The sequence below is a fragment of the Vibrio sp. 1641 genome, assembly GCF_033339995.1.
GTDB classification, from domain to species: Bacteria; Pseudomonadota; Gammaproteobacteria; order Enterobacterales; family Vibrionaceae; genus Vibrio; species Vibrio alginolyticus.
The window spans coordinates 55,332-68,637 of sequence record NZ_JAWOVP010000012.1 but is presented as its reverse complement, the minus strand read 5'-3'; the positions used below and the strand labels follow the sequence as shown (position 1 = coordinate 68,637).

Here is a 13,306-nt window from a genome sequence, read left to right as displayed (position 1 = left end):
CATGCGAAAACTTTTGCAAAAAAAGGGACAGCATCGTGTCCCTTTGGTTGATGGTTATGGTTTGATGTAGCGGATCGAGAAATGCGAACCCCGAATAGGCGTGGATGCACCTCTGTCTAAGAATTGAATAAGCTCACCGTAGTATAATTTTCCTACCCATCGACAAGTCGTTGGCACGGCATCGAAGTCGTTGGAATCACTTTGAGCCTCCGCTATAATTTTATTGCTTTTGGCGATTGCAGAGTACACAGTCGATGAGTTTGAAGCATTGCGGCGTCGTATCGCAGTCCATTCAATTTCGTAATACCCCTCAACACGAACATCAAAACCAGCAACCGGAGCGTTGTAGTTAATCAAATCAAACGGATCGAGGAAGCATCCTATCCAATTCTTGAACTCCCATGTAATGCCATCTATCGTAAGGTTGCCCTCTCTTAGCCCCGCATTACAGCCCAAGGCAACCTCTCCAGCGCGTGATGAAACACCCGCCAGTTTACTATCAACGTAGTCTTTACGTGCGAGAGAGTTACCAGCCGAGCTCTGAGGCGAACCTGCATATACATTGCCGTCCTTAATGTCTACATACTTACTGCGGCGGTTAGTGTAGAAGCGCATCCGACCCTCTGAATTAGATAGGATCTGAATACCAGAACGGATATTGGTGCCATCATAGTAAGAGGCTAACGCCCAATGCGCACTTGAACTATCTTTACAGTTGATACTGAATCCCGCACGGCCATTCGTCGCCCATGATGAATCCATAAAACTATTATCCATACGAACGGCATCATTCGAACCAGTCCAAGAACCCGCCGTAAACTCACCATCAGTACGAACCAGTGAGCTACCGAAAAAGATACCAGAAGTAAACTTTCCTAAATCATTGATGCGAAGCCAGTTGCCGTCTGTATTACGAAATGCAGCTCGCCCACCTAATGAAATGCTCTGATTGAGCATTACATCAATCCCTTTAACAAAGGTGAACGAGGAGTAAGAGTAAAAGCCGCTGGTGGCCTCTGTCTCCATGTGGCACCAAGATGAATTACGAGAACCAATCCAAGTTTTCTTTGTAGAGTAATCAAGCTCTAAACCCTTGCCATCAACAGAGTTAATTGCCCCTAAGTCTTTATTGTAAGACGTATAGCTAGTGACCATTCGCCCTTTGACAATACCCGCTGGCTGGCTTGCCCCCTTATTGCTAACGTATGGCGTTATGGTGTGACTACACATGTATCGAATAAGAATGTTCGTACTGTAGGCACTACGTGTTTTTACATAGATGGCGTAATTGTCACCGCTAGTATTTACCCAACCAAACTCACTAAATGGTAAGCCGCTAGGATGGTCTGTAATAACCTGACCATTTAGACCTTTAGGGTTTCCGTTACTGGCTCTCAGAATCATTTGATGTCGTGACGACTGATAGTGCAAGTCAGTGTTAAAGCCAGCACCACCAAAGAACTCAATAACCGCAGTAGAGCTTGATTGAGGCATCGTTACATTGGCAACCAAACACCAAGAGTTGTCACTACCTAAAGAGGTGCGCACAACCTCTGTACGGTTAAACGCCTCTGTAACGACTTTATTCCCTTGTACTTCGATAGGGACACTGGAACTAAGCTTTGATCGAGTCAGGTCTAACTTGGCGTCCCCTCCATTATGAGCACCACCCACCGCGATTTGAACGTAAGCATCCGACGAATTAGAACCGTTCGTTAAGTAAACCGCCCGACGATTACCAATCAACCCGTACCCGTCCAGCTTAACTTGCTCGCTCGATGGAACGTTATTACCAGCGCGAGTGCCTTTCACTTCAACACTACGATTCGAAGATACCGACTCTGTAGCGTTTAGGGAGCCGTATAGTGTTGATTCACCACCTTTGCGGATCTTTAATCGACTTGAAACGTCACTTTCTACAACCTCAAAGGTGCCATCGGTTTTCGTTTCAATATGAAAGCGCTTACCTGCATGACCTATGTGCAATTGAGAAACATTGGAACTGCCCTCATCAATGAGTAGGCCACCAGTCAATGTACCGCCTGACAGTTTTAGGTAGCGGCCATCGGCTTGCGCTTGCGTCATCTTTGAGGCTGCAAGGTCATACGCTTTCTTAACGGCACCTGCCGCCGCAAATTTCACATCGCTAGCATCATTAACCGCTGCTGTGAATGCGTAGTTCGGCACGTTTGATAGACCAACTTGAGCTTTCGTAACCTTGTGTGGGTTCGAGTTGTCTGATTTGTGTTGAGCAATGTTGGTTGTAATGGCCGCTACCGCATCTTCTTGATCCATGAGCGCGTCACCAAGCTCTTTGATTGTATCGAGCGCTTCTGCTGGCGCACCACCAATCAAAGCACTAATGCGGTTGTCAGTGTGGGTATTTGCGTTCGTCTCTGCTTGTTCTGCGCGGTCATAAGCTGCGTTACCGCGATTTAAACCCTCGATGCCTTTGTCGTATGCCTGTTTAACAGCACCAGCGGTCGCAAGTTTGCTGTTGGACGCATCTGTTACCGAGCTGGTGGCCGGATAGTTTGGTACGTTACCTAAGCCTACTTGTGCCTTTGTGACTCCGTGCGGGTTCGTTTTATTGCTAGCGTGCTCATCCACTTTTGTTGTGATTTCTTCACGCAATTTTCGAGCTGGACTACCACCAACTTGAGTCAATTTTTTTAATGCCATTCAGAAATATGCCTTTCTCAATTCAATGACCAGCAACTCCGACAAAGCGCCGGAGCACATCGTTAATGGGGAAGTAGGAAAGGAAAGGTCATGTTTACTTGAAGCCGATAACCGTCACGATGTCGCCAGCTTGTAGCTGTTCACCGAACGTGATTGTGTTACCAGATAGACTCCATACACCTGCGTTCTGCATTACGCCGCAAACGCTTAGAACAAGGATTGCTGAGACTGTACCCGCTGGCAGAGCCAACGTAGTTGATGCAGATTCGACAGTAATATCCACCGTTCGGATCGCGTCTTTGATTGAGGCGCCTAGACTATCCTTGGTGGCATACTTACCGTCAGATTCCGCTTTGGTGTATGACGCGCCGCTAGCTGCTAGACCGCTACGCGCTTGTGAAATGATTTGCGATTTAGTGGTGTTCTCAAGCTTCGCTGCGTTAACGGCAGTTGCGCCAGCGTCTAGTGCGCCCACGTCTTCTGCGGTTAGCTCGACGTTTGCGCTTAGCGCGTGACCGTTGATGGTGCGAGTCTTTGGCACTGCATTCACAACGCGAGAGTCGTTACCCTGCATCACTGTGTTAGCGCTAGTGCCGAAGTTTTTGTTGAATGCTGTTTTTTTCTCAAACGCTGGTTCCGCGCCAACGTCAGTCGCTTCAAGCACTACGTTACCGCGCTGACCATTAACCGACGAAACGGCATCAGTCGGTGTTAATAGTTCTTGCCAGTTCGCTAGTGTGCTCGCTGGTTGGCGCATAAGAACGAATGATTTACGCAGATCCGAACGGATTGCCATATCACCCTCTTGCGCTGTAAGAGCAAGCATTTCCGCTTCTGACTTAACAGGGAACGTTTCTTTGATAGCGATAGCTGGCAATTGGCCTTGTGGGATCTTACCAGTGCTATCTAGTGTAGCCACACCCTCTGCAACGCCTTTCTTGTTGTTAGGGATGTAGTCGTGCGTGTGGCTTGCTGGCGCTGCGCCCACATCTGAGTGAGTCAGAGTCACATCGCCCGTTAGTGGTTTGTTATTGATAGTGCGAGAAGTTGGGACAAGATTGGAGCGCGCTTCACTGACAACTTGTGCCTTGGTTTTCCCCTCTAGTTTTGATGAGTCTGTTGCGCGAGCGCCCGCTGGTAATGCACCAACGTCTTGCGCTGAAAGATCAGAAACAAGACGGTTGATGCGAGTTAATTTGTTTTGTGTAGCCATAAAAAATCCAATTTCGTTGTTAGTACAAAGGGCATTTATGGGGAATAGGGCTAGGGGAATTTGAAAACTGATTAGCCGACCAAGGTGATCTCCGTTCCTGCTGCAATTTCGTCAACAAACTGGATAACATCACCGTCCGGTGAGATGGTGTAAGCAATATCTCTTGATTGCTGCACACCCTGTAGGAACACCAGCTTAATCGCGCGTTCTTCAAAGACTGGTGGAACAGTGAAAGTATTCGACGTACTAGCGAAGTGGCTATGGAATACTTCCATAGGCGCGCCAGCGATACCGCTGTTTATGATGGCTTCAAGGTTATCGATATGCTCTTGAAGCTCGGCAATGATAGAGCTTGAGCTTAGTGATGGGACACCTAGAGTAATCACCACTTCATCACCCGTTTCAAGTGGTTCGGCTACTTCAACCTCATTAGTGTCTTTCAAGAATTGCCAAGCACTGTCTTTGGTCTGCACGATACCTTGGATAGACAATGAATCTACTTCCGGCACTTCGTAAGGCAATGCGATTTTTGTTTCGCCACCAGACGCAATGTACGGCCAATGTTCAACCGACTTGTTGTATGCAGCAGCAGCTTTGTCGTGAACTAACTTGATGGCTCTCGCAGTGGCATAAAGCTGATCGTTATCTACGTTTATCTGACTGGTTGCGTCCCAGTTGTTTACCAAGCTAAGGCCAACTTGCGCTTTGGTTACATGGTGCGGGTTTTCACGGTCTGCGTAGTGCGCATTGGCTTCGGCGCGCATCGCATATTGCTTATGTGGATCGGGATGTGAAACGTGGCCTTGTAGGTCATAACCGCCTTGTTCACGATCATCAAAGTTAAGGTGTTCACTTTTGAGTTGGGTAACGCCATCTGGCACGGTAGCGCGACACAATATCAAATGATGATCTTCAACCGCTTCCTGCGGAAGCACCTTAATTTCGGACGCTTCAATGTCTGACGCTAAATCGACTTGTTTTGTCTTTACGCCAAACTTATAGAACGCTTCGAGCACCACATAAGAAGTGGCACCAGCCGGAATCTCCACATCAACATCGTGTTGTTGTCGAACGGTTAACACATAGTCGTCGCGCTCAACTAACGCCACGCCAAATTGTTCACCACTGCTCACACGCAGTTTCATTCCACCAGCCGGAGCACATTCAAAACCACGGAAAATACCAGCGCGAACGATGCCGTAAAACTTACGGTTTAGGCTGTTACTGGCCAGTGGTTCTAGGTACTGCGTATCGGTGATAAGCGGTAGCGCTTGCCAGTCCGTTAGCAGTGGCGGGATGATGATCGTTTCTTCGAAGTTTGGGCGACTCATTAGGCACCTACCTGCGCCAATTGAGCGCTATCCGTGCGAGCCGTGTTAATCACGATTTCTATCGACAGACCACGGTCAGAGTAGATCCAAACTGGTTGAGTGACAGCCACTAGAATTAGACCGCCGCTCGCATCTTTCACGCCGACGCAAGAGAACTGGTATTGTTCATCTTCTGCTAGCGTACCCGCTGGCAAGTTTGCCGTGATTACGATATTGCCGTTCACATAGGCGTAGTTCGCCTTAGAACGGTAAAACACGTTTTCAACGGTTGTCTTATCCAGTGGGATAGGCATGCAGCTAGGCTTGCCCTCAATTTCTTGGATAAGGTCAAAACCCCATTCAAGATCGCCAAATTGGAAATAAGGCTCAGTACCATTGGTAGGCAACGACGACAAGGCGCGTTCGTCGTAATAACGGTTAAGCAGTTCACACTGCGATAGGACTACTTTTTGTGTAAGCACCTTTACGACCTCGTATAAGTCGTGGCGCTTTAATGGGACGGGGAATAGGAATAGGGTTAATAGTACCGTCTATCAATGGAGATCGCATCTAAGGGGATCGCATCCATTCTAGGTGTACCATACATAGGGCTAACAGGGCGTTCTTCCTGTGTCGTCGTTCCAGTCTGAACGAAATCCTGTTTATAGCTCGGTGTTGATTCTATATCGGTCGTGGTCTGTTTTCCAACCGTAACATGGTCAGAATAGTTAGGTATTTCGACCATATCCATGACTTCAAATTCAATAGAATACAATTGGCCATCTAAAACAATTCGTAATGGGATAAGAGGATGCACCACTCGCTTAATCTTCGCTTCGAATGCTCGAATGGCTTCCTCGGTAATGCCGTCCTCACCTGCAATGTCGTTCAAAGGGATGCGAATAGCACCGCGACTGGTCAGGAAAAAGTCGCTCGGGTTTAGTCCGTTTTGCAGCTCCAACTCTGACTCGGGAACTAAGAACGTGCCGTATGGAAATCGCTCTTGGTCTACTGGCGCGTAGATTCGTTCCCACTTAACACGTAACCCTTTAAATTCACGCGCGAGCGTTGAGATAAGTGGATAAATGGTCTTTTTAAAGTGAATTTCGTCCTTACGCTGCATCACAACGTGTGGCAAGTCCTCATCGGCCACTTCGCCTAGTGGGAAGATTTTTCGCAGCTCTTTAATGTCTTCTAGCAGCGATTCTTTGTCCATTTCGTACAGTGAAGAACGCGCTTTAAGCTTTTCAATGTATGACTCTACGTGAGTTTCAATTGACTCTGCGATCGCGCTTGCTAAATCTACCCAAGCGGTTTCCTTTTGACGCGCCTTGGTTAGCTGGCCAGATAGCCATTTTCTGAAGTCTCCAAATGCCATGTTTTTCGCCTTATTGGTGTAAAAGTTTTCGCATGCGAAAACTATATAGTATGTTGTGTTTTAAAGTTCTCGCATGCGAAAACATCCGTGTCTTTCTTGCTCCGTGCGAAAACTTCTATGAGTAATCGAAGTTCAGTTGAATGGTTGACGCATTCACATCTAAATAGTGGTAAGTATCAATCGGGATGCGGTCAAGAATCCCAATAACTTCGACCTCAAACTCTTTAATGCCCAAAGTCACGTTGAGCTCTTGGATGACATCCCAAATTTGGTTTTTGGTAATGCGCTCATTGCGACTTGTCTGTTTGCCAAATTTCTCATCTAACGCATCGGCCAGTACCTTTGTCGCCCATTCTGGATTTGAACTTGGGTAAAGCTTACCTTTGACCGTCACGGTAAATGGTACGTCCTTACGCTCCACCAGCTTATAGCGCTCGTTATAGCCCTCTCGGCCAGCGAATAGAAGTTGGATTTCCTGATTCAAAATCTCGTCGGTTTTATCGGCAGAGTAAGCACAAATAAAGATCGTATTGATGTTGCGAACGTCCGGCGTTCCTGTGAGTTTTTCCTGCTCCGCTTCGCCCCAAATCGACAACCAAGTAACACCCGAAATATTGCGCTTAACAAAGGTCATGTAATCCGAGTCCCACGCTATCTGCTCGTCATAGATTGGCGAGTAAAGGGCGTTGTTTCGGATTGATTCAATGTCTTCCGGCTCTGCACCGCCGATAATGCTGGTGGACGTTTTGATTGAGAGCTGGTCTTTATAGGCGCTTTGAATCCCCATATCGATAAGCTCTAAATACTGCGCATCGAGTAGGGTAGTCACACCATTAGTCAGCCATAGCTCAAACTCAATTACATCGCCCGTAGCTGGCGCGCGACCGTTATTGTTGTTGCCAAAACGAACGCCTAGCTGGTCGGTTGGCTTGTAATACTCCATGTAGGCTTTGGATTTGCCGTCCGTATTACGAAACTTAAAGACGTGCGTCCATTCTTCTCCGTTCACACGCACGATGATGTTATGAATACGCTTAGTCAGCTCTTGAGGGAACGCCACGGCCAACCAGTTTTTTCCCTCATCGACCGTGTAGGTCATCTTGGACACTTCGAACTGTTGCACCTCTACTGCGGCGCTTTCTTGCGGCATAAGATCAATGGCTTCCATTAGCGTATAGCGCAATTGATTGTCAGCCACGCATTGGCTGTATTTCGGCAAGGTAACGCGCTTTGTTCCGGTATTGGTCACTAGCGCACGGCCTTTCGATGGCGCTGCTTTTCGCCCTACATAGCCCTCAGTTTCAGCACCCGCCAAAATGGAGGTGCGTTTAGTGGCTAGCGTTAAGTAGGATTCTTGCAATGCACGGCTACTGATTGCTGCCATGCGTTCAACAATCTTGGCCACAAATAAGCAAAGGTAGTCAACGAACTGCGAACCAATATGACGCGACCACCAGCTTGAACCAGCAATCGCCTCGTTAAAGGTCTTTTTGACTTCTTCTAACTTGCTCAAAACGTAATACCTCTCTCCAACGTTTGACCGTTCACAACGATCGTCAATTTGTAGGCATCGATACCGTTCACGCTTGGCTCTACGGCAATGCCTTGAACCACCGCGTCTTTCACGTCAATTGGGAGGGTTAATAGGATTGAGTTTTCGATAGCTGCTGCTGTGGTTTCGTTTATTGGTTCATGCTTGTATGCCCCTAATCTGTTGCCCCATTTTGGAGCGCCCCAAACTTGGCCTTGAGGTGTATCGAGCCATTCAGAGACGCGCGCAACGATCGCGTGTTTCTCATCGGCTACTTTTACACCGTCAATATCGACCCGTAGTAAGTAATCAATTTCTTGGCTCATCTATTACTCCATATCAGCGCTTTGACGCTGTAACGAACGGTCATCAAAGTTGAGAGGAATAGAGCCGCTAGCCTTAGTGGCTGACGCTGGCTTGTCTTTGCTTGAGCTGCCGCTAGGCGCTGCAAAGATAGTGGTCGGTTTGTTGTTATCACTGCCGCTAACCGCGCGCCCAATGGCATCCAGTGAATGTTTGCTAAGTTCCACGGTTTGAGGCTTGCCGCTCTCTTTGAGGTCTTTCATTGCTGCCTGTGCTTGCAGCTCGCTAACTCGCTCATTGCGTTGAATGGATGATTGAGTCGCAACCGTCTTATTCGAGGTGTTTTCGGTGTCCACTTTCACCACGGATTGAGTGTCCGTTTTCTGGTTACTTAGCTCGGTATTGATGGATGATTCATGGCTGGCTGTGGTCACGCTGTTGGTTTGCGTGTTGTTTGCAGCCTTGGTTAGTGCGGCTACGGCCTCAGCCTCTTTACGGCGTTTGATCTCCGCATCGACGGCGGCCACTTGTTCAGCTTTCTTATCTGGCGAGTAAACTTGGCCAAGCTCGGGATGCTCGACCATGCCGGACATATCCATGCCTGTTTCATTAGCCACTTGCACACGTTTGTCCTGGCTAATACGTTTTTCTCTTTCTACAGCTAAGTAAGCTTCTTTGTAGCTAATCCCTTGCTCGCTGGCCTTTTGCGATACCTCTTGAGAGGTCACTTGAATTGAGTTTTTCGCATCAAGTTCGCGCATGGTTTGGCTGTCATTGGACGCTTTAGCAGTGTGGTAGGCTTCGGCGCTTTTAAGGTGTTCTTCTTTCTCTGATTGAGCTCTTTCACTCTTAGAGTGATTGGTCTCGCTTTCGAATTTAGAACTCTTAGCCGTTGTTTCTCCCTCGATTTCGCCGCCAAACAGCTTGTAAATGCCCTTGGCCATATCACCAGAATCAAAGGTCAATGCTTCCTTAGCACCATCAAAACCGAACGCCCCAAGCGCCGAACCAAGCAAACCAGCACCGCCACTGACTAGGCCACCCAAATCGAGCGCGTTTGCCAATGCCATTGAGCTTTTCTGGCCAGTTGTCGCCTCTTGGCCATCTTTGAGGTTGAACGTCTCTTTCTGTTTGTCTTTGTCAGTGAATCCGCTAAACGCATCGTAGGCCATTAAGGCCGGAGCAAGGAAAGGGATCGCCTTGCCAGCAACAGAGCCGATTTTAGACATACCTTTAAAGGCGGCACCCGCCATTGATACGCCCTTGTTGGCCACGTTCGAGGCTTTGCTGCCAATGCCTGACATTACCGATTTGATTCGGCCACGTTTGCCACCCGCTTTACGGCCAGCACGTCCACCAGCACGGCGGCGTTCAAACATATCGCCAGCTAGGTCTAATAGGCCACCTTGGCCATCGTTCGCCACTGCTTTGGTTGCCGAAATCAGATCATCGAGCTTATCTAGTACATCATCGAATTGGCGTTCACGATCAGCACTCGATTCATGGAGCACTTCAAGCATGTTTGCTCGGTAGCTCTGTTCTTTGGTGTTTTTGATCTCACTAGCTGTGCTTATCCGGCTAGAATCACTCCCAACAAGATTGACAGGCACGCTACCCCTAGCATCATCACGGCTAGGTCGATCACTAGGCGTAACTTGAGTTGAGTGGTTCGTCTCGAACGAATCTTTTGTCGCTGATAGTTGTTCATGGCTAACTGTCTCTATGGCTGTGACGGCCTGACTGTCTGCCTCTGGCGCTTGTTTGCCTCGGGTAAAGAGTCGGCCTAGTTTCGATTCTTTTAGCTTGCCCTTGGTTGAGGTGGCTTTTTCAGTTACATCATCCAATGCTTCTTTAGCGTCTTGCCCCAAGTGATAAAGCTCTTTAGCGGAGTAGAAGAACGAACCACCAGCCGCAGCGCCAGCCGCATCGGTCGCGTCGTTTTCTTCCTGTAGGAACTCTTTCACGTTATTGATGGCCAGTTGCTTAAGGCTGGTGGCCACCTTGGCAAAAACGTTCTGGCTTTCCTTTTCCGTGTCGGTTTGCTTTTCAATTTGGCGCTCTAATGCGGTTTGCTGTGCGTTCTTGTAAGCCGATTGCTCTTGCTTACTCGCATAGCGACCATCGGAGCGTCGAAGCTTGCCGTTAGCGTCTTCCCAATAGCCCTCAAACTCTGCCAGTGCGTCAGAGACAGCCTTTTCTAACTTCTCTGGCACATCATCAAGGATTGAGGTATCCAAACGTTCAGAATTGAATTCTGACGCTTCTACATTCACGACAAAGGGCGCTTGTTTTTCTGGCTCGCGCGCGTCCTCGCTTTTCAGCGTGTCAGCAATCGACTTTACGCCACTTACAGAGCTGCTTTGCTCGATCGCTTTGGCGTCCGGCTTGGCTTGTGTTTCTGCTGACTGACTAGGCGCAAATGACAACTCAATTTCACCTGTACGCTTGGTCTTGGTTGCACTTGGTTTAGGTGTGCCGCTTGATTGTTGTTTTAATCCTTTTTGTGGATTAACGCTCGGAATAGTAGAGACGTTAAGAGAGGCATTGGAAACGCCCTCAGTTACCGCCTTTTCGATGCCCTTTGCATCCACTGCAAGGAAGGCCTTTTGTTGGCTCGTTGGTAGAGTCTTGCCATCGAGTTTGCGACTAATCTCAGATAGCACGGTCAGCTCTTTGTCACTGGCTCGCTTCACTGCATCAACAACCAGTGAAAGATCAACCTCTTGTTGGTTTCTGTCCATTTTTCACCTTGTCTTGGAGCGCTTTATCTAGGCTTATGGCCATCGTTTGAGGTGTTTTGAATACCGCATCGATAGGCTGGCCACCGTAGATCGTTAAGTTCTCAATCAGTACGTTCCAACCAACGTAATCAAAACGTTGTAATGAAGTCGTTATGCCGAAAGGGTAAGAGCAACGTTCGAGTTGCTTCACCTCCTTGCTCGATAACTTTCTGGCACTGCGGAATGGTGGCGACTAGGTAGTAACGCCCCTCGTCGTACTTGGTGAGCAATCCGTGACGCGCATTGCGTAGGCACTTTTCAACCTTGGCAAAGGCCACACGAAATTCCGTGTTGAGGTACATCGATTTCAATAGGTCGATTTTCCACACTAGGGCATCGTCTTGGTCTTTGGGTTGATCTTCGAACGTTAGGCAGTAGGCCAGCTCAGTGAGCGCCATGTGATTCGCTTGCTGCTTCCATTCAGCGCTGTCCGGTTCGTACTGGTCGCGCTCATTGCGAATGTTCTCAAGTTGCTCCGCTTCGTAACCGGTTAGTGGTTTCACGTTCGCTAGGTATGACTTGCCTTTCACGCTTAAGGTGATCTCTTGTTTTGGCAATCCATTGAGCGCTTTGGCCGATTCCATTAGCTCGCCCATATTGAGATCGAGATAGTGAGTTTTTTTGCAGTGCTCGCACTCATAGCTAAAGGGAATAGTGCCTAGCTCGCTGGTGGACATAAAAATCCACCACAATGCTGCGCGGCGATCTTCACCAGTCCATAGGCCGCTATCACTCATAGGGCGCTTACTGGTGTCTTGCATGTGGTTCAGATAGCGAGTTGTGTTGGCTTCCTCATGGTACTCGTTGAGGTCGCAGAACAATAGAGCGTCTTCCACGGTTGGGACTCGAAACTCAATCACTTCTGAAATGTTACTTGGTAGTGGAAATGATGGAATGTGCATTACAGTACCTTGTTACCTACAGACATAAATTTTTGAAGAATGAGCGGGAATGACTGGATCTGGTTGCCGTTTTCGCGTGAAAACATCACGTTGCCAATCTTGGTAGGAAAGACTTGATAGCTCTTATAGAGTGACTTTTTGCCGTCCTCATTGAGCGTGAATATGTTGATTTTGAACACGTACTCTTTGGGGATGTTGAGTGTGCCGTCTTGGTTTCTGACTTTCTTGATTCGGCTTTCAAACCATTTAGAAACAGTCAGGTTTTGGTCATCACGAACCGTTAGCGTGATTTCGCCAACACTGCTGTATGTAGGCAGCGCAATAGAGCCCGAACCGACTTGGAATGAATCCGCATCGATAGAGCCAGCACCAAAATCAATATCCTTTACGTAAATATCAAAGTCCGTTGGCGCGTCCGGCGAGTCGATTTCTACCGCCCATTGCCAGCCTTGCAGCCACGGCTTATTCATAAAGTTATTGGTCGCGCGTTTGGCGAGCTGCATGTATGGATTCATGGCCACCTCGCTTAGAGCAACGATACTGGTGGAACAATGGCACGGTTCGCGCGCATTGAGTTTTCAATCTCGGCTTTACGTGCGGCTAAGTCAGGTTCGGCAGCAATATCGGTCACATCCAACTTGCCAGCGATGGCAATACGGCGTTGACGCTCTGCGTTCGGGATAGTGATCAGCAATTCCAGATAATCGCCAAGCAAGCTAATGCACGGCGTTGGAAGCTGGAACGAATCAAACGGCTCATTGAGTACGTTTTGCATGTACATCAATGTCAGTGGGAATGTTTCTGCGCCCGTTAATTTCAGTTCAAGAACGTTGCCCCAAACCTCGCTACGCACATAACGGCCACGGTCATCTTTGACCACCAGCCTTGCAGCAAAGTCGGACGGTAATTCAAACTGATTGCTATCGGCTAAGTCGCTTTGGTGGATGCGGATTTTCGTGGTAAATCCGGCAGTCTCTTGGTACTTGGCCAGCGCTTTACGCAGTAGGCTTAACAGCGCCTTTTCGTCGTCGTGCAGCAAGACAGGGAATCTCGTTTTCACGTCTTCGAGTAGTTCAGTTGGTGTCATGGCCACTCCGGTAGTGGCGGCGCATTTTGAGATAGGGGATAGGCTTGGTGAATCTTAAACTAAACTAATGGGGGAGGCGATAGATTATCTTTCTATAATAGCTCGGCACTTCAGTTACTA

General features: G+C 48.3%; 11 protein-coding genes. All 11 read right to left on the bottom strand.

The features are described from left to right. Positions 1-54: 54 nt before the first annotated feature. Positions 55-2,682, bottom strand: coding sequence for a hypothetical protein (locus tag R7Z47_RS19110; protein WP_318130508.1), 2,628 nt, complete (start codon positions 2,680-2,682; stop codon positions 55-57). Between the two features lie 94 nt (positions 2,683-2,776). Next, positions 2,777-3,895, bottom strand: a complete 1,119-nt coding sequence (locus tag R7Z47_RS19105) for a hypothetical protein (RefSeq protein ID WP_318130506.1) — start codon at positions 3,893-3,895, stop codon at positions 2,777-2,779. A 71-nt stretch (positions 3,896-3,966) separates the two neighbouring features. Further along, positions 3,967-5,226, bottom strand: a complete 1,260-nt coding sequence (locus R7Z47_RS19100) for a hypothetical protein (protein ID WP_171346265.1) — start codon at positions 5,224-5,226, stop codon at positions 3,967-3,969. Then, positions 5,226-5,687: a hypothetical protein gene (locus tag R7Z47_RS19095; protein WP_033905433.1), complete on the bottom strand. Its 462-nt coding sequence runs from the start codon at positions 5,685-5,687 to the stop codon at positions 5,226-5,228. The genes R7Z47_RS19100 and R7Z47_RS19095 overlap by 1 nt, the downstream gene beginning before the upstream one ends. A gap of 56 nt (positions 5,688-5,743) precedes the next feature. Then, the gene (locus R7Z47_RS19090) at positions 5,744-6,583 is read right to left on the bottom strand and encodes a hypothetical protein (RefSeq protein ID WP_054579128.1); all 840 of its coding nucleotides are present in this window, start codon (positions 6,581-6,583) and stop codon (positions 5,744-5,746) included. A 115-nt stretch (positions 6,584-6,698) separates the two neighbouring features. Further along, positions 6,699-8,096 (bottom strand): bleomycin hydrolase, encoded by a 1,398-nt coding sequence (locus tag R7Z47_RS19085; protein WP_017634045.1) that lies wholly within the window; start codon positions 8,094-8,096, stop codon positions 6,699-6,701. After that, positions 8,093-8,440, bottom strand: coding sequence for a hypothetical protein (locus tag R7Z47_RS19080; RefSeq protein WP_033905435.1), 348 nt, complete (start codon positions 8,438-8,440; stop codon positions 8,093-8,095). The genes R7Z47_RS19085 and R7Z47_RS19080 overlap by 4 nt, the downstream gene beginning before the upstream one ends. A gap of 3 nt (positions 8,441-8,443) precedes the next feature. Then, entirely contained in the window at positions 8,444-11,158 is a 2,715-nt protein-coding gene (locus R7Z47_RS19075; protein WP_318130503.1) for a hypothetical protein, read from the bottom strand. Positions 11,159-11,286: 128 nt separating this feature from the next. Further along, positions 11,287-12,099 carry a hypothetical protein gene (locus tag R7Z47_RS19070; RefSeq protein WP_318130501.1) on the bottom strand — a complete coding sequence of 271 codons (813 nt, stop codon included), beginning with the start codon at positions 12,097-12,099 and terminating at the stop codon, positions 11,287-11,289. Further along, entirely contained in the window at positions 12,099-12,614 is a 516-nt protein-coding gene (locus R7Z47_RS19065; RefSeq protein WP_054866402.1) for a hypothetical protein, read from the bottom strand. Before R7Z47_RS19065 ends, R7Z47_RS19070 begins: the two co-directional genes overlap by 1 nt. A gap of 11 nt (positions 12,615-12,625) precedes the next feature. Further along, the gene (locus R7Z47_RS19060) at positions 12,626-13,186 is read right to left on the bottom strand and encodes a hypothetical protein (protein ID WP_206170720.1); all 561 of its coding nucleotides are present in this window, start codon (positions 13,184-13,186) and stop codon (positions 12,626-12,628) included. Positions 13,187-13,306 lie beyond the last annotated feature (120 nt).